This is a genomic window from Streptomyces sp. NPDC047085 (assembly GCF_040643735.1).
Taxonomy (GTDB): domain Bacteria; phylum Actinomycetota; class Actinomycetes; order Streptomycetales; family Streptomycetaceae; genus Streptomyces.
Genome location: NZ_JBEYUW010000002.1, coordinates 1121496 through 1139129 on the forward strand (window position 1 = coordinate 1121496; position 17634 = coordinate 1139129).

The window sequence follows — 17634 nt, forward strand, 5'->3', positions numbered from 1 at the left end:
TTATTTCCCTCACCACGGCTTCCGTCCGAATTTGAAGGATCGTTGCCTAGAATTTGGCCCGGACACGACACACGAGGGGAGCGGTGACCGTGCGACGGGACTTCCAGGAGCCTGCCCGATGCCGCCCCGACCTGGTCATCGGCCGCGAGGAGCTGTTCGCGAGCGCGCGGGACCAACTCGCCTCCGGCGGCAGCGTGCTGCTGCACGGCCCCGCCGGAATAGGGAAATCGACCGTCCTGCGAGCATTGGCCGAGGAATACGGCGCCACGGCCCGCACCGTGTTGCGCTGCTCGGCCACGGAGTCCGAATCGCACCTTCCCTTCCTCGCCCTCGCCGACCTCCTCGGCCTGGTCCTCGACGAGGTCGCGCCCCGGCTGCCCGCCGCCCAGCGCACCGCCCTGGAGTCGGCCCTCACCGGACGCGGCGAGTCCAGCCTCCAGCGCGACGGCCTCGCCCTGCGTCTCGCGGTGCTCTCCGCGCTGCGCGCCCTCGCCGACCAGGGGCCGGTCCTGGTCGTCGCCGACGATCTGCAGTGGCTCGATCCGGCCAGCTCCGAACTGCTCGGCTTCGCCGCCCGCCGGCTCGAGGGCACCCCGGTGCAACTGCTGTGCGCGGTGCGCACCGAGGGGCAGGAGAGCCAGGAGTACGACCGTCATCTGCGCGCCTGCCCGCCGGACACCACCTCCTTCCGGCTGGGCGCCCTCAGCCGCGCCCAGGTGGCACAGCTGCTCGCCCACCGCGGCCACGGCGCCCTGTCCCGCTCCACCGTCCGCGAGATCCACCGCACTAGCGCCGGCAACCCGCTGTTCGCCCTGGAACTCGGCCGCGCCCTCGGCGACAACCCCACCCCGCCCCGGCCCGGCGAGCCGCTGCCGGTGCCGACCTCGCTGCGCGCCCTGGTGCTGAGCCGGCTGGACATGCTGTCGGTCGAGGCCCGCCGCACCCTGCTGGTGGCCAGCGCCGGCGCCCGCCCCACCCCGGCGCTGCTGCACGCGGCCGGCCGGGAGAACGCCGAGGCGGAGTGCGCCCAGGCCGCCGAACTCGGGCTGCTCGCCACCGACGGGGAGGCGCCGGCCGTACGGTTCGCGCACCCGCTGATCTCCGCCGCGCTGTACGCGGAGGCGCCGGCCCCGGAACGGCGGGCCGCGCACGCCGCCCTGTCCACCGCCGCCTCCGACCCGATTGAACGCGCCCGGCACCTGGCCCTCGCCACCGCCGGCACCGACCCGGAGGTGGCCGCCCGGCTGGCGGAGGCCGCGAGCCTCGCCCGGGACCGGGGCGCGCCGTCGGTGGCGGCCCAGCTGGGGCTGCTCGCCGCCCGGCGCACCCCTGCCGAGGGCGTGCCCGGCCCCGAGGAGCGGCGCCTGCAGGCCGCCGAGGACGCGATCACCGCGGGCGAGGTGGACCTCGCCCGGGACATCGCCCGCGAGGTGCTGACCCGGGCGACGGTGCCCGTGGAGCGGGTGCGCGCCTGGATGATCGTCATCGACACCGCGGGCCACACCATGGTCGAGGTCGACGCGCTGTTCCCGCAGGCCCTCGCCGACGCCGGCGACGACCCGCGGCTGCTGGCCCTCGTCCACTACCAGCTGGCCTGGCGGGCGCTGATCGTGGAGGGCGACTTCACCGAGGCCCGCGAGGCGGCCGCGCACGCCGCCGACCTCGCCGCGCGCGGCGCCGACCGGCGCACCGAGTTGCTCTCGCTGGCCTTCCAGGCGCAGGCGGAGACCCTGATGGGCCATCCGGAGGCCCCCCGCACCATCAAGCGCGCCCTGAGGGAGCCCCAGGACCCCCGGGTGGCGTTCCATCACAACGGCGCGGGCAGCGCCCGGTTCCGCTGGCTGGTCATGGGCGACCAGCTGACCGAGGCCCGGGCGGCGATCACCACGCTGCTGCGCGAGGTGCGCCGGCGTGGCTCGGTGGAGAGCGAGGTGCACTTCCTGCGCGGCCTCGCCGAGACCGAACTGCACGCCGGTCAGTGCGGCCGCGCCCTCGAACTGGCCCGCGACAGCCTGCGGCTGGCCCGGGACAGCGGGATCGGCGAGACCGCCTCGGCGATGCTCACCTCGCTCGCCGAGGCCTCCGGCGGCGACGTGGACCGTGCGCTGGCCCTGGCCCGGGAGGCGGTGCAGCACGCCGAGGAGGACGGCGACCAGATGTACCTGTCGCGGGCCCTGGCCGCCCTCGGGTACGCCCAGCTGGTGGCCGGCGACCCGGCGGGCACGGTCCGCTCGCTGCGCCGGGTGCGCCGGCTGGAGCAGGACCTCGGCATCACCGACCCGGCCCGCGGCCGTTGGCACGGCGACCTCGCCGAGGCGCTGGTCCGCATCGGCGAGCCGGCCGAGGCGCAGGACCTCATCGACGCCAGCCGCGAGCACGCCCTGCGGCTCGGCCGGGAGAGCGTGCTCGCCGTCCTGGACCGGGCGGAGGCCCTGGTCCGCGCCGCCCACGGGGACCTGGAGGCGGCCGTCGCCCAGCTGACGTCCGCTCAGGACCGGCTCGGCAAGCTCGGCTACGGCCTGGAGGAGGCCCGGGCCGCGTTCGCCCTGGCCCGGCTGCGCCTGCGGCACCCGGAGGCGGGCCTGCGCAGGGCGACGGCGTACGACGAGGCCGTCCGGCTGTTCCGGCGCTGCCGGGCGCTGCCGTGGCTGCGCCAGGTGGAGGAGGCCGTCACCACGCCCGAGCCGGCCCCGGCCCTGCCCGTGCCGGACGCGGCGGACGCCCTGGACGCGCTGGCGGGGCTGGCCGCGATGGAGCGTCAGGTCGCCGCGCTGGTCATGGAGGGCGCCACCAACCGGGAGATCGCGGCCCGGCTGTTCGTCAGCGTCAAGACGGTGGAGGCGACCCTGACCCGGGTCTACCGCAAGCTGGGGATCCGGTCGCGGGTGGACATCGTCCGATTGGCCGCGGGTCGCCGCGCGAAGTGACGTCACCCCCGGTTAACTGAGCCGGACCGAGGGTTTTCCCTCACCTGCCCCCCTAGGGGGTTCCCTCATTGGGAGGCGGGAGTTCCGGGGCCTAGCGTAAAGGGCGTGCCGCTCGCCCGGGCACACGGGGGTCGGTCCCGCGGCCCCCGTGCTCGACCCCCCACCCGCGCGACCCCCCACCGGCAACCCCCCACTGAGGAGACGCATGTTCGGGCTCAGACGTGCCAGAAGGACCGCGGCGACGCTGGTGGCCACCGCCGCCGCCGCGGCGACCGCGCTGGTCGCCTCCCCCACGGCGACTGCCGCACCCCAACCCGTCGTGGGCGGTACGACGACCACCACCGCGGCGTACCCGTTCATGATGCAGATCACGGACGCGTCCGGTAACCAGTTCTGCGGCGGCACCCTCGTGGCCGCCAAGAAGGTGGTGACGGCCGCGCACTGCATGGTCGGGGAGTCGACGAGCAGTGTCCGGGTGGTCGGCGGCCGGACGTACCTGAACGGCACCAACGGCACGGTGAGCCGGGTCAGCAAAATCTGGGTCAACCCGGACTTCACCGACGCCACCAACGGCGACGACGTGGCCGTGCTGACCCTGTCGACGTCGATGCCGTACACGCCGGCGTCGTACGTCTCCTCGTCCCAGACGGGTGTCTACGCGGCCGGCACCACGGCCCGGATCCTCGGCTGGGGCACCACCTCGGAGAGCGGGGCCTCCTCCAACCAGCTGCGGACGGCCACCGTGCCCATCGTGTCCGACAGCGGTTGCAAGAGCTCCTACGGTTCGGACTTCGTGCAGTCCGACATGGTTTGCGCCGGATACACGTCCGGCGGCGTGGACACCTGCCAGGGCGACAGCGGCGGTCCCCTGCTTGTCGGGGGCGTCCTGGCAGGGATCACTTCCTGGGGCGAGGGGTGCGCGGAGGCCGGTTACCCGGGTGTGTACACCCGGTTGGCCACCTTCTCGGACCTGGTGACCGCGCAGGTCACCTCGTGACCAGGAGGAAGACGGCCTGAGTACCGCTCAGGCAGATGCCAGGGGGGCGTTGCGGGCCTCCACGAGCGGCCCGCAACGCTCCCCTCTCCACAACTTACGGCGCTGAGCTGTCCGGGGGGCGGCTCAGCGCCGTACGACACTGCCGAAGCGGATGTCGTACGGCGTCCCGGGACGTATCGTCTCCAGCATCCGGGCGCCCTCCGCGGTCACCTCGTCCCGCTGGGCCCTCGTCAGCTTTCCGAAGGGCTCGATGACGAGGGCGTCGCCGTCCGCCTTCCACAGGCCGGCCAGGAAGCCGTCGACCAGGAGGGTGCGGTAGGCCTGGTTGCCCTGCCAGCTGCGGCCCCAGTGCTCGGGCGGTATCACGCGGGTGCGGTCGGCGTGAGAGAGCAGCAGGTTGTCGAACTCCGGGAGGAAGCGGGGCGGCGCGGGGGTGTCCGGGTCGGGGCGCGGGGCGTCGGGCAGGTCGAACAGTTCGACTCCGTTCGAGTCCCGGAAGGTGAGGAGCCGGGGGCGCAGCCGCTCGAAGGCGTCCCGGAGCCGGGTGAGTCCGGCCCAGGTCTGCATGTCCTTGACGGAGGCGGGCCCGAAGGCGGCCAGGTAGCGCAGGACTACGGCATCGAGGTCCGGGGCCGGCTCGGCCGGGCGGCCCAGCCAGTGCTCGGCGGTGGTGAGGGCTACCTGCCCGCTGCGGCCCCACAGCCCCCGCGGGGTCACCTGGACCAGGGGCAGCCGGCAGCGGGCGGCGACCGCGAGGGACCCCGGGTCGGCGTGCGGCCACTCCGCGCCGAGCGCCGCGCGCAGCTGGGCCATGGTCCGCGGCTCGGTCTCGACCAGCTCCCGGGCGAGCGCGGCCAGCCGGTCGAGGTCGACTCCCTCCAAACCCTTGCGGAAGGCCGCCAGCTCCCGGTCGCGGGCGGGCTGGACCAGCGGGCGCAGGGTCAGGCAGTCCTCGGCGGTGTGGGTGTGGATGGTGGACCGCAGGGTGACGATCCGGACCACCTCGCGGGCGGCCATCACCTCCGACAACTGCTCCGGGGCGAAGCCGTCGAGGCGGGCGGCGAGGGCGTAGTACGGGGGCTGCACGTTCTGCGCCTGGAGTCCGAGCAGGTGCCGCACGGCGTCCGTCGCGGACAGCGGGGAGCGGCGCAGCAGCAGCTGCCGGTCCAGGGTGGCTCGATTGAGGGCACGGGTGTCCAGGAGAGGAGCCTTCGCCACACTGCCCTTCACCGCACTGCTGTTCGTCGCGCTGCTCTTCGTCATGCCCGCACGCTAACGCTCCTTGCGGACACCTTCTGTCCGCATCCCTCGCCGGGCAGGCGGCCGGGATTCTCACCGGACCTGAGCCGAACTCTCACCGGACCCGGGCCCGTTACGGGCGCCCGGAGCGGGAGGCCGCGGCTATCCTGCACGTATCCCGCTTCGTGATCACGCCGCACGCAGGCTCGACGGAGAGGCAGCCGATGTCCGAGCGCCCCAACGGCAGAAACGGCGGCCGGAAGTCCGTCTGGCGCCGTGGCATCCCCGCTGCCCCCACCGCCGAATCCACCGCTCCCGCCCCGGAGCCCGGGGAGCCGGCCGAGCCGGCGAGCGTCGTCGAGGCGGCGCTGTACCGGGACGGCGTCCGCGTCTCCTCCCCCGCCACCCTCGCCGAGACCTTCCGCGAGCTGCGCGAACAGCCCTCGGGCATGGCGTGGATCGGCCTCGCCCGGCCCCCGGCGGACGAACTTCTCTCCCTGGCCGCCGAGTTCGACCTGCACCCGCTCGCGGTCGAGGACGCGATGGAGGCGCATCAGCGGCCGAAGCTGGAGCGCTACGGCGACACGCTCTTCGTCGTCCTGCGCGCCGCCCGCTATCTGGACGCGCCGGAGGAGGTCGACTTCGGCGAGCTGCACGTCTTCGTTGGCCCCGACTTCCTCATCACGGTCCGGCACGGCGCCGCTCCCGACCTGTCCGCGGTCCGCCGCCGCATGGAGGACTCCCCCGACCTGCTCAAACTGGGCCCGGAGGCGGTCCTCTACGCGATCCTCGACGCGGTCGTGGACGGCTACGCACCGGTCGTCTCCGGCGTCCAGAACGACATCGACGAGATCGAGACAGAGGTCTTCCGCGGCGACCCCGAGGTCTCCCGGCGCATCTACGAACTCTCCCGCGAGATGGTCGAGTTCCAGCGCGCCACCCGCCCGCTCGTCGGCATGCTGCACGGCCTGATGGCCGGGTTCGCCAAGTACGAGACCGACGAGGAACTCCAGCGCTATCTCCGCGACGTCGCCGACCACGTCACCCACATCAGCGAGCGCGTCGACGGCTTCCGCCAGGCCCTCACCGAGATCCTCACCGTCAACGCGACCCTGGTCACCCAGCAGCAGAACGCCGAGATGCGCGCCCTGGCGGAGGCGGGCTTCGAACAGAACGAGGAAGTCAAGAAGATCTCATCCTGGGCGGCCATCCTCTTCGCGCCGACCCTCGTCGGCACCATCTACGGCATGAACTTCGACAGCATGCCGGAACTGCACTGGGCGTTCGGCTATCCGTTCGCGATCGTCCTGATGGCGGTCGTATGCACCAGCCTGTACCTCGTCTTCAAGCGACGGGACTGGCTCTGAGCGGTCAGCCGCCGAACCCGGGGGCCGGGAGGAAGTCCGGCCACCACTCGGGTACGCCGGTGGGGCAGTCGTAGGTGGTGCCGCCCCAGAAGAGCGAGAGGGCGCCCCAGGAAACGGTGAGGAGCACGACCGCGAGGGTGAGGGCGTGGAGAGGGGGGCGGTTGCCCAGGAAGGCGCCCACCGCCAGCCAGCCGAGCAGCAGGACCGCCCAGAGTCCCGGGATGAAGAGGAAGAGCAGGAAGCCGCTGTTGGCCGCGTTGTTCACGCCCGTGTCGCAGGTGTTCCACGCCCTGCCCAGAAGCATGGCCGCGAGCACCGCGAGAGCCAGGCCCACCGCCGTGCCGAGACCTCCACGCAACCGTCGGCTCTCCACCGCGCCCCCCTCAATTCGTCGTCCGCTCCGGAACGCACCGGAGCCGCCCCGCCGTCACGATATTCGACCGCTGATCAAGCCCGGAACCAGCCGGGGTGGGCCGCTCCATGGCAGACGAGGCGATGTTCCGTCATGGCCGATAATGCCCGCCGGTCCGCTCCCGACTTGCTTGGATGTGAAGGGTTTTCAGGGCTGCGGGTCGAGTGACGCGAGGGGGTCGGCATGACGGACGCGTTGGTGCTGGGCGGGGGCGGTGTGGGCGGGATCGCCTGGATCACCGGGTTGCTGGCGGGGCTCGCGGAGGCCGGGCAGGACGTGACCGGGGCGGAGCTGTTGGTCGGGACGTCCGCCGGGTCGACCGTGGCGGCGCAGGTGGGCAGCGGGATCGGCCTGGAGGAGCTGTACGCCCGGCAGGTGGACCCGGCGTTGCAGGCGGCCGAGATCATGGCCGAGATGGACCTGGAGAAGTTCGCCGCCGAGATCGGGGCTGCGGTGGGAACCGCCGCGTCGGTGCCGGAGATGCGGCGCGCGGTCGGACGGGTGGCGCTGGAGGCCCGGACCGTGCCGGAACCGGAGCGGCGCGCGGTGATCGAGTCGAGGCTGCCGTCCCACACCTGGCCGGAGCGTGCGCTGAGGGTCGTCGCCGTGGACGCGGAGACCGGGGAGGCGCGGGTCTTCGACAGGGACTCCGGTGTGCCGCTGGTCGACGCGGTCGCGGCGAGCTGTGCCGTGCCGGGCGTGTGGCCGCCGGTGACGATCGGCTCGCGCCGGTACGTCGACGGCGGTGTGCGCTCGATGGCCAACGCCGACCTCGCCGCCGGTGCCGGCCGGGTGCTCGTGATCGCGCCGATGGGCACCACCGAGCCGTTCCCGAGCCAGCAGCCGCTGGAGCGGACCGTCGGGGAACTGCGCGCCCAGGGCGCCGAGGTGGCGGTCGTCGTACCCGACGAGGCGTCCCGTGCGACGGTCGGCGACAACCCCCTGGACCCGGCCACCCGCCGCCCGGCCGCCGAGGCGGGCCGGGCGCAGGGCAGGGGGCTGAGGCTGCCCTGGAGCCGGGTCTGAGCCGGGTCTGAGGAAGCCGTCCACCGGCGCGCCCTGCTGATCGGCGCGCCGGTCCGCCGCGCTCAGGTGCCGTGGTCGCAGACGGACGGGAGCCAGGTCAGGGTTTTCACGCTGCCGAGTCGGTCGAGGTTCTTCAACAGGGCGTCCAGGTGGTCCTCGCCGGGGTCGGCGAAGTAGTCGACGGTGGCCTGGGTGAAGGCGTCGCGGACCGAGGGCGGCATGGCGTCGGAGGCGTCGAAGCAGTGGACCGTGCCGGGGTCGAGGAGGGTGGCGGCCAGCGTGTGGTGCCAGTCGGGGGCCGACGGCGGGGACGTGGGCTGCGCCTTCGCGGCGACGGTGAAACCGTCCCCCCGCACGCTCCAGGCCCGCTGGGCTTCGGCGGAGGCGAGGTAGTCGATGAGCTGCTCGGCCGCGTCGGTGTCGTTCAGCAACGCGACCAGGTCACCGGACACCTCCCAGCCCCTCGTCCTGGTGGCGCCGGGGATCAGCTCCGCCGAGGACACGTAGCGGCCGTCCACCGCCTGCCAGGGAGGCCGGCCGCGGATGTACGACGCCTGGTGCTCCAGCGTGCACTGCCGCTCGTCCTGCGCGACCCGCGCGGACGCGTCGATGTACTCGGTCCTGAGCGCCCGCCGCACGACCGAGGTGTTCTTGCCGTCCCGCACCAGACTCACCCAGGTCCGCCAGGCCCGCTTCACCTCGGGGGACCGCCAGGCGAGTCGGCCGCGCGCCCACCGCTGGTAGACGTCGGGGCCGTACTGCTGGAGCAGGATGTCCTCGATCCAGTCGGTGCCGGGCCAGCCGCTGGTGGCGCCGGAGCCCAGGCCGAGGCACCACTTGCCCGGCTGCTTCGCGGCCTGTTCGCGTTCCCCCGCGCTCATCCTCCCCGGGTACCAGACGATGCTCTTGAGGTCGGCCTTGAGCGGGAACCAGTACACCTGCCTCTTCAGCGGCATCGCCCAGGAGTCGCTGAAGTCGCCCCGATGCAGGAGGCCGTTGAGCGGCTTGAGCTGTTTGCGGGCCGCGTAGGCGGCGAGTTCGCCGGGGCCGGTGAGCACCACGACGTCGGGCGGGGTCCCGGCCTCGACGTCGGCGCTGAGCACCTGGCTCTGGGCGGAGCTGCCCTGGTAGTCGACGTGGATGTGGTGCTCGCGCTCGAAGGGGTCGAGGACCGACTCCCGGAAGCTCTTCTCGTCGTCGCCGCTCCAGTTGGCCAGCAGGGTGACGGTCGGCTCGTGTCCGAAGACCGGTACGCCCTTCACGATCCCCGCCCCCAGCACGGCCAGGCAGACCGCCACCACCGCGAGGATCCGGACCTGCCGGGGGGAGAGCCGGCGCCGGGTGCCGGGGACGGACGTCGTGGGGCCGCTCACGGGGGCGCTCACCGGGGCCTGAACCGGTAGTCGTTGATGTGCCGTCGCAGTCCTGACTCGGCCAGCGCCATGAGCAGGACACCTCCTATCACGATCCATGCCGAGGCCGCCGCGCGGAATCCGGTGTGCTTCAGGTACGAGGCGGTGTCGTGCCCCGCACGCGTGATGGCCTGCCCGGTCAGCGGGCCGTCGAGCCGGCCGGCCGTGCCGGCCATCCCCCGGTGCGTGTACCAGGTGAACAGGGCGAGGAGCACGAAGCCGCCCACGGACAGGACGGCCGCGCCCAGCAGCCGCCAGTTGTACCTGCGCCGGAAGCGGCGGCGCAGGAAGAGCTGGGTCTCCGTCAGGGCCGCCGTCAGGGCGAGGAGGAGCAGTGCGGTCGCGCTCCAGCCGAACCACAGCAGCCGACCGAAGGAGGCCTGCCGCTTCATCACGGACTGCTGCTCCTCTTGCAAATGCCGGAGCCGGGGCAGGATGCCGGCGCCCTTCGCCGTCAGCATGCTGGTGGCGTAGCTGAGGTAGGCCTCGCGCAACAGGCTGTCCTCGGGCTCCACGTGGGCCTTCTGCACCATGCCGGTGTACCCGGTGATCAGTCCGGCCACCGTCTGCAGGGCCTGCCGGCCCGCCGATCCGCCCACGTCGTCTCCGGCGGCCACAGCGAGGCTCTGCGCGGCCACCGACACATGCGTCTGGAAGCCGCTGATGGACGGCACCGCCCCGGTGGCGTCCCGCTGCGCCTGGTCGAGTTCGGACAGCGCGGTGTCGAGGGCGATGACGGCGGGCGCGCTGGAGGTGCGCAGCGGGTTGGCGTCGCCGTGCACGCCCTCGTAGGAGAGGAACAGTGCCAGGGTGAGCAGCGCCGACAGGGTCAGCAGCAGCCGGCGGCGCACGGACAGGTCGTGGGCGGTCGTACTGCCCCCGTCCGCCGGACGCCGCCCGGCGCCGGGCCGGCGGCCGAGGAGGCCGGGCAGGTCGGAGGGCTCGGTTCTCATTCGGCCCCCCGCAGCAGTCGTCCGCACACTCCGCCGCAGTAGACCGAGTCGGCGGGGCCGATCCAGTTGCAGTCGGGGCACTCCAGGAGGTCGTCTGGATCGGGCGCGTGGGTGCCGGGTGGGGAGGAGGGATCGGCGGCGGGTGGGTCGGCGGCGGGCCCTTGGGGCGGGGTGGTCATGGCGCTGGAGAGGATGAGGTGCTGCCAGTCGACGTCCTTGAGCGCCGTACGGACGTGGCCGGGTCGCCCCGGGTCCTCGATCCGCCGCAGTGCGCCGAGCAGGTGGGTGTCGCCCAGTTCCCCGGCCAGTTCCAGTGCCCGGGCCAGTTCGCGGTCCGCCGCCGCCCCGCCGTCGGCGCCGCGCACCCAGGCCCGGTACGCGCGGGCCACGGCGGCGCTCGCCTGCTGGTACAGCTCGTGCCGGCGGACCCCGGGGTGCTGCCGGGAGGCGTCGAGCGGGTTGTCGGTCCAGCGCACCAGGACGGGCTGCGGGGCGGGCAGCCGTACCGGGCGGCCGACGTCGGGTACGACCACGTCGACGGCGGCGAGCTGGATGTCCTCCCCGATCTCGCGGCCGGTCGGGTCGGCCGCGAGGACGACCTGGAAGTGCCGGGTCTCCTCCCCCCATGCGCGGGTGACGTACTCGGCGCTGCGCCCGCCGAACTCGCCTCCGGTGGCGAGGAGTTCCTGCTCGCTGGGCACCACCTGCTTGACCTGGCGGATCACCGTGCCCGGGGTCGGGGTGAGCCGGATGCGCAGCTCGGGGACGGCCGTGCCGAGCAGTCCGTTCATCAACCCCTCGTAGGCGGCGGTCAGTTCGGACTCGGTTCGGACGGCGTCGGCCCGGCCGTGCAGGCGCCGGGTGATGCGCAGCAGGAGGTCGGCGTCCCAGTCCTCGCCGATGCCCCAGGCGTCGCAGACGAACCGGCCCTCGCAGGCGTCCAGGACGGTGTCCAGCCGGGTGGGGGCGGCGGCGCGGTGGTCGTGCTCGTTGCGTCCGTCGGTGAGCAGCAGGACGTGCTTGATGGGCGCCGGCTGTTCCTTCAGCAGCCGGCGGGCCAGGTCGAGCCAGGTGCCGATGGCGGTGCCGCCGTCCGCGTCCATGATGCGTACGGCCCGTTCGGCGGCCTCGCGCTCGGCGGGCCCGGCGACGGCCATCACCGCGCGGCCGGGACCTGGGTGGACGACGGTGGCGTCGAACCGGCCGGAGAGCACGGCGAAGGCGGCGCTCTCGGGCAGCAGCCGGATCGCGGCGACGGTGGCGTCCTTGGCGGCGTGCAGCTTGGCCGCCGGGTGGAGCATGGACCGGGAGGTGTCGACGATCAGCACCTCGGCCAGGGCGGGCCCGGATCCGCGGCCGGCCCCGGTGGCGAGGTGGGGGCCGTCGCCGGCCCTGACGCCGATCTCCAGGATGGCGTGCATCTCGCGATCGCGGGGCTGCCCGGCCGCGTCCGGCACGGCGGGCAGTTCCTTGTTCTGGCCGACCGCGAGGGTCACCTCGATGCCGGCATCCGTGGCCTGCTCGGCGTCCCTGCCTCTCTCGGCTCGCTCGGCTCTCTCGGCTCGCTCGGCTCGCTCGGCTCGCTCGGCTCGCTCGGCTCGCTCGGCTCTCTCGGCCGCGCTCATGGCCGCGTCCCCCTCGCTTCCGTGTGCCTCGTGGCTCTCGTGGTGGCTCTTGGCTCTCGTGTTGTCGCGGTTCTCGTCGTGTCGCGGTTCTCGGAACCTGGTTCTCAGAACGTGGTCATCGGCCGTACGGCGTGCGCCAGATCGAGCAGCCGGCCGTGTTCGCCGGCGGTGCGGGCCTGTGCGGCCAGGTGCCGGAAGGACTGCTCCAGCAGTCTGCGCAGCCCGTCCTGGTCGCCGTCCCCGAGCAGACGGCCGGCCGGGAACTCGGGTCCCCAGCCCTGCGCGGGGCGGGTGTGCAGGACGTTCTCCCGGACCTCGGCGACCAGCCGGGCCCGTGACTCGCCGTCGGCGGCGCCGCCGTCCAGGCGCAGCTCGGGCAGCCGCCGGTCGGCGTCCCGCAGGTCGGCCACGGACGGCGGGCGGCCGTGCAGGATGCCGGCCCGGACGCGGACGGCGGCGATGCGGGCGGCGTCGTAGTGGCGGGAGGTGGCGGGGACGTCGTCGAGAACGCGTACGGCCGCGTCCCGGTCGCCGTCGGCCAGGTGGCCGCGGGCGAGGCCGAACGCGGCGGCGGTGTGGGCGAAGCTCCGGGCCCACACGGCCTCGTAGAACCGCATCGCGCGGGCCCTGGGCCGCCCGCCGCCGTGTTCGGCGCAGTAGCCGAGGGCGAGCTTGGGTACGTACTCGCCGGGCAGCGCCCGGTAGACGGCCTCGAAGCAGCTGCCGGCGTGCGCGACCTCGCCCTTGCTCAGGTGGAGGACTCCTCGGTGCCAGGCGATGCGCCAGTCATGGGCGGCGGCGCGTTCGCCGAGCTGGGTGCCGGCCTCGGCCAGCCAGCTCTCGGCGTCGCCCTGCCTGCCCTGCCGGAGGTAGGCGCGGCACAGCCACAGCGCGGTCTCGGGGGTGCCGAAGCGGGATTCCCGGGGCCACTGCTCCGCGACCCGGTCGGGGGCGTCGGGCGGGAAGGTGTGCAGCAGCAGGGCGGCGCGGTCGTCGGGGTCGGGGACGGGCTCGGGCAGGGCGCCGGCCACCTCGGCGGCGGTGGGTGGCGAGACGTCCAGTCCGGTGGGCCGGTCGCCGGGGCGGCCGGTCCAGTGGCGCAGGGCGGGGATGGCGCCGAGTCCGGCGTCCAGGCTGGCGTCGGCGGCGCGGAACCGGGTGGAGCTCTCGGGGAGCTGCTCGCCGAACTGCAGCGCGCGGAACTCCCGGAGGACTTCCCAGAGTTGGCGGGACATCTCGGCCGCGGAGCGGAACCGGGCCCGGGGTTCGACGTGGGTGGCGCGGTCGATGAGGCGGCGGAAGGAGTCGGAGGCGAGGCCGCGGGCCCGCTCGGTGCCCCGGAACAGGGCCTGCAGGGTCATGCCGACGGTGTAGAGGTCGCTGTCGACGTGCCAGCCGCGGCTGTCGATCTCCTCCTTGGGCGGCGCGAACGTCGCGGTGTACACGTAGGCGGAGTCGCGGTCGCCGATGGCGCGGACCGCGCCGAGGTCGATGACCTTGACGGCCCGGCCGAAGTGGATGACGTTGGCGGGCTTCATGTCGCAGTACAGCAGGCCGCGTTCGTGCATGTACTGCAGGGCGCCGAGGATCTTGCAGCCGTAGGTGAGGACATGGTCGAGGCGGGGGCGCCCCTGGAAGATGCGCTCGGCGTCGTCGGCGTCGAAGAGCTGCTGCAGGGAGCGGCCGCCGATGTAGTCCATGACCAGGTAGCCGTCCGGGGCGCGGCCGGGGGCCGGGTGTTCGGCGTAGGTGATGATGCGGACGATGTCGGGGTGGTGCAGGTCGGTCAGGGAGCGGCGTTCCTCGACGGCGTTGCGGCGCGCCGCGGCGTCGTGGACGTCGATCAGCCCTTTGAGGACGACCCGGTAGCCGTCGGCGCGGGTGTCCTCGGCGAGGTGGATCCAGCCGAGGCCGCCGCGCGCCAGGCAGCCGAGGACGCGGTAGTGGTCGGCGACGACGTCGCCGGCGTTGAGCTGCGGCAGGAAGGAGTAGGGGGTGCCGCAGCGGGGGCAGCGGCCGGTGGCGCGGGCCTCCTGGCCGCCGTAGCCGACGCCGATGGTCATGGTGCAGCCGTGCGCGCCGCAGCGGCGGCCTCCGGTGGGCGGCCGGTAGTCCTCGACGAGGCGGCCGCCGGGGTCGGGGACGTCGGGCAGCCGGACCAGTCCGTGTTCGTCGAGGTCGCCGACGCCGGCGACGGCGTGTACGGGCGGCGGGGCGGGGGTTTCCTCGATGCCGGGGTCGGAGGGCGCGGGCGGCGCCGGCGGGGGTTCGGTGAGCGGGTCGCGGTGCCGGTACCCGCAGGTGTCGCAGTAGCCGGTGGCCATGATGCGGCCCGCGCAGCCGGGCCGGATGCACGAGGTCACGAGGCGTCCTCCGTCCCGGGAGCCGTACCGGAGCAGAAGCCGATGAACCGCCGGACGGCGGCCTCGGCGCGGTCGACGTCGCAGGGGGTCCCCCGCAGCAGCGACAGGGCGGTCTCGTAGAGCCGGTAGGCCTCCATGACCCGCTCGCCCTGTGCGGCCGCCCGCGCTTTGCACAGCGGCCATTCGGCGGTGACGCGCCCGAGGAGTTCCTCGCGGCGGCGCTGCCGGGTGTGCAGGGCGCCGAGGGCCTGCTCCAGGCGCTGCCGGCGGCGGTCGGCGGCGTCCTCGAAGGTGAACAGCAGGTCGGCGCCGCGGGGTTCGCGCTCCCGGTCGGGGGTGTGGGCGACCCAGGCGCGCAGCATCCGGGTGCGCCGTACTCCGGCCTCCGCCTGGTCCACCAGACGGCGGGTGTCGGGGTCGGGCAGCACGCGGTCGCGGAGTTCGTCGAGCCCGGGCCCCAACTCGTCGACGATGTGGTCGAGTTCGCGGTGCAGTCCGGTCCAGCGGTCGCGCAGCGGGCGGTACACGAAGGTTTCCGCGGCCTGGGCGGCGCGTCCGCCGCGGCGGCGGAAGACCAGCAGCAGGCGCGCGCCCTGTTGGGCGAGCCGGTCCAGCAGGCCGAGCAGGGCGTCCGGGTCGGCGGCCTGGTCGACGCCGACGAGGACGGCGGAGAGCGGGACGCGCAGGGCGCCGAGGCGTTCGGGCCGGGGGTCGTCGCGGATGCCGAGCCGTTCGGCGACCCGGTCCATGACCTGAGTGACCGTCATTCCCTTGACGTCGAGGGCGAGATCGTGGCCGCCCGGCGGAGGTACGGTCTCGGGCGGGCCCTGGCCGAAGGTGTCGGCGTTCCGCACCGTGCGCAGCTCCCGGTCGGCCAGGGTGATGGCCCGCTCCAGGGTCCAGGCGCGGCCGCCGCGGGCGGGGACGACGGTGACGAGCACCGGCCAGCCCTCGCCCCGGAACCAGGAGGCGAGTTCGGTGGCGAGGGGCAGGTCGAGCCGGCCCGCGCCGTCCGTCGCGCCGCCGCGCAGCTTCGGGTCGACGGCTTCGGCGCCGTCGGTCCAGGCGGCCACCTGCGGCAGATGGCTCAGGATCGTCTCGGTGGGGCTCATGTAGCTGAAGACGGAGCCCGGACCCTCGTCGACGCTGAGGACGATACCGATGACCCGGTCGGTGGCGTCGTCGACGACTCCGCCGCCGCTGAAGCCGGGCGCGGCCAGCTCGTCCAGGGTGGCGGGGCGCAGCTGCACCTGGCTGTCCCGGCCGCGGGCGGCGACCAGAGTGGCGCCGTGCCAGCGGCCGCCGTCGTCGCCGTCCGGGAAGCCGTACATGCTCACCGGCCCGTGCGGGGCGGCGAGCCGGTACAGCCGTGTGGCGTGCTCTTCGAGTCGGGGCTCGGCGAGCCGCAGCAGCGCCAGGTCGCCGACGCGGTCGCCGGAGGCGTCCTTCCGCTGCGGCACGTACTCGTCCGCGACGACGGTGGCGTCCGTGCCGGGTACGCCGTCGACGCCGACGAAGTGGACGACGTAGGGCATGCCGGGGCTGACGACATGGGCGGCGGTGAGCACCCGGTCGGGGCTCAGCAGCACCCCGGCACCGACGACCGGCCCTCCTGGCTCTTCGATGCGGGCGATCCAGGACGGTGTCCGTAACCGCGATGTGACGGCTCGCTCCCCCGTGCGCGTCATGTCACCCGAGGTTACTCCGCGTGCCCTGCCGGTACCACTGGTGTGCACGAGGTCATCACGGGCGGGCGGGGCTGGGGCGGTTAAGTGGGGTGATTTCAGGAGGAGTTGGCGGCGTGGGCTTGCTCTGGGCTTCGATGGTGGCGGCCATGAGGGCCGGTTCCGGAGCGGGTTGGCCATGAGGGCAGGCCATGCCGGCTGACTCCGCAGGGAGTCGGCCGGCGTCGCTCGGTGTCCGTGCCGTCCTCAGCCGCCGGGGGCGTGCGGGTGCCGGGCGGGCGGTTCCTTTGACTCCCAGCCGACCCACCGCCCGACCGTGACGGCGATGACCGGGCCGGCCGGCGGACGGTCCCGGTACTGCGGGTACTTCGCGCGCAGGGCCTCGACGGCGGTCGCGTACGCCCGCCGCAGGTCCGGGTCGGCGTGGTCCGGCGGCAGGATCCGGGCCTCGCCGTCGGCGCGGACCCACCAGAGCTGGTCCCAGTCCTCGTCGTAGGCGTCCACGAGGAGGCACACCGAGGGATGCGCGGCGATGTTGGCCAGCCGTTTGAGGCGGGCCGTGGTCTTGGGCTTGTGGTCCACGGCGGTGACGATCCGGTCGGTGCCGTCGGCGGTGTCCCGGGCGAAGACGACCGGCACCTGGTGGGGGCGGCCCGCCGTGTCGACCGTGGCCAGCCGGGCCACCCGGGCCGCGGTGAACCGGCGCCGCGCCTCCGCCGCGTCCAGTGCGGGCATCCTCGCTCCCCGGGGCCTCAGTGCGCCTGCAGCGAGTGGAGCACGTCGAGCACCTGGGCGTCGGTCAGCTGCCCGAACTCGTCGTACCACTGGCCGACGGCGCTGAATCCGGCCGGCCGGAGCGGGCAGACCACCAGGTCGGCCTCGGCGGCGAGCTGGTCGACCGAGTCCGGGGCGCCGACCGGGACGGCCAGCACGAGCTGGGCGGGCCGCTTGCGGCGTATGTGGCGCAGGGCGGCGCGGGCGGTGGCGCCGGTGGCCAGGCCGTCGTCCACGACGATGACGGTACGGCCCGTCAGGTGGGGCGGCGGCCGGTCGCCCCGGTAGCGCTGCTCGCGCCGTCGTAGTTCGTGCCGCTCCCGCTCCACGACATCGGCGAGCCGCTCCTCGGTCAGGCCGAGACGGGCCAGCGTGCCGGTGTCGAAGAGCGGCGGGTCGTCCGCGGCGAGCGCGCCGACGGCGAACTCCGCGTGGTGCGGGGCGCCGATCTTGCGGACGAGCAGCACGTCGAGCGGGGCGCCGAGGGCGCGGGCGACGGGTGCGGCCACGGCGATCCCGCCGCGTGGCAGGGCGAGCACGACGGGGTCGGGGAGTTCGCCCCGGTCGAGCAGGTCTTTGAGCAGGCCGGCGATGGCCCGGCCGCCCTCGGCACGGTCCCGGTAGCGCATGGGTCCGTCCTCTCGGGAGAGGTCCCTTCCCCCGCACTTCCATGGTGCTACGGCGGTCCCGCCCTCAGTCCGAGAGAGTCCCGAGAAGAGGCCCGAGAAGAGTCCCGAGAAGAGTCCCGAACAGTCCCAGAATTCGAACACGCGAACTATAAACTGTGTGTATAGTCCCGGCATGCCTCTTTCGACTTCGACCGAGAAGATCCCGGCCGCACAGCGGCTCGCGCC

General features: G+C 74.0%; 13 protein-coding genes. 4 read left to right on the forward strand and 9 right to left on the reverse strand.

Going from position 1 to position 17634, the window contains the following annotated elements; genetic code table 11:
* Positions 1-83: 83 nt before the first annotated feature.
* Positions 84-2927: an AAA family ATPase gene (locus ABZ865_RS10705; protein ID WP_361226994.1), complete on the forward strand. Its 2844-nt coding sequence runs from the start codon at positions 84-86 to the stop codon at positions 2925-2927.
* Positions 2928-3132: 205 nt separating this feature from the next.
* Complete coding sequence (locus tag ABZ865_RS10710; protein WP_361226997.1) at positions 3133-3924, forward strand: serine protease; 792 nt, start codon at positions 3133-3135, stop codon at positions 3922-3924.
* A 123-nt stretch (positions 3925-4047) separates the two neighbouring features.
* Here ABZ865_RS10710 and ABZ865_RS10715 read toward each other — a convergent pair whose 3' ends face one another.
* Entirely contained in the window at positions 4048-5187 is a 1140-nt protein-coding gene (locus ABZ865_RS10715) for a winged helix DNA-binding domain-containing protein (RefSeq protein WP_361227000.1), read from the reverse strand.
* A gap of 200 nt (positions 5188-5387) precedes the next feature.
* Here ABZ865_RS10715 and ABZ865_RS10720 point away from each other — a divergent pair, with 200 nt between their 5' ends.
* Positions 5388-6530 carry a magnesium and cobalt transport protein CorA gene (locus tag ABZ865_RS10720; RefSeq protein ID WP_361227003.1) on the forward strand — a complete coding sequence of 381 codons (1143 nt, stop codon included), beginning with the start codon at positions 5388-5390 and terminating at the stop codon, positions 6528-6530.
* Between the two features lie 4 nt (positions 6531-6534).
* On the opposite strand, the gene ABZ865_RS10725 is transcribed toward ABZ865_RS10720, so the two are convergent.
* Positions 6535-6888, reverse strand: coding sequence for a hypothetical protein (locus ABZ865_RS10725; protein WP_361227006.1), 354 nt, complete (start codon positions 6886-6888; stop codon positions 6535-6537).
* A gap of 237 nt (positions 6889-7125) precedes the next feature.
* On the opposite strand from ABZ865_RS10725, the gene ABZ865_RS10730 reads away from it, so the two are divergent.
* Positions 7126-7968 (forward strand): patatin-like phospholipase family protein, encoded by an 843-nt coding sequence (locus tag ABZ865_RS10730; protein WP_361227010.1) that lies wholly within the window; start codon positions 7126-7128, stop codon positions 7966-7968.
* A 62-nt stretch (positions 7969-8030) separates the two neighbouring features.
* Here ABZ865_RS10730 and ABZ865_RS10735 read toward each other — a convergent pair whose 3' ends face one another.
* From ABZ865_RS10735 to ABZ865_RS10765, 7 genes are all read right to left on the reverse strand, one after another.
* Entirely contained in the window at positions 8031-9341 is a 1311-nt protein-coding gene (locus ABZ865_RS10735) for an ABC transporter substrate-binding protein (protein WP_361227013.1), read from the reverse strand.
* 8 nt (positions 9342-9349) lie between these two features.
* A complete protein-coding gene (locus ABZ865_RS10740) occupies positions 9350-10333 on the reverse strand; it encodes a hypothetical protein (protein WP_361227016.1) in 984 nt (327 codons plus the stop codon).
* Positions 10330-11958: a VWA domain-containing protein gene (locus tag ABZ865_RS10745; protein WP_361227019.1), complete on the reverse strand. Its 1629-nt coding sequence runs from the start codon at positions 11956-11958 to the stop codon at positions 10330-10332. Before ABZ865_RS10745 ends, ABZ865_RS10740 begins: the two co-directional genes overlap by 4 nt.
* Positions 11959-12062: 104 nt before the next feature.
* Positions 12063-14321, reverse strand: a complete 2259-nt coding sequence (locus ABZ865_RS10750; protein WP_361227021.1) for a tetratricopeptide repeat protein — start codon at positions 14319-14321, stop codon at positions 12063-12065.
* On the reverse strand, positions 14318-16009 hold the full coding sequence (locus tag ABZ865_RS10755; RefSeq protein WP_361227024.1) for a serine protease: 1692 nt from the start codon (positions 16007-16009) through the stop codon (positions 14318-14320). The genes ABZ865_RS10750 and ABZ865_RS10755 overlap by 4 nt, the downstream gene beginning before the upstream one ends.
* Before the next feature lie 243 nt (positions 16010-16252).
* Entirely contained in the window at positions 16253-16741 is a 489-nt protein-coding gene (locus ABZ865_RS10760; RefSeq protein WP_361227027.1) for a TIGR03668 family PPOX class F420-dependent oxidoreductase, read from the reverse strand.
* A gap of 17 nt (positions 16742-16758) precedes the next feature.
* Positions 16759-17409, reverse strand: coding sequence for a phosphoribosyltransferase family protein (locus ABZ865_RS10765; RefSeq protein WP_361227030.1), 651 nt, complete (start codon positions 17407-17409; stop codon positions 16759-16761).
* Positions 17410-17634: the final 225 nt, after the last annotated feature.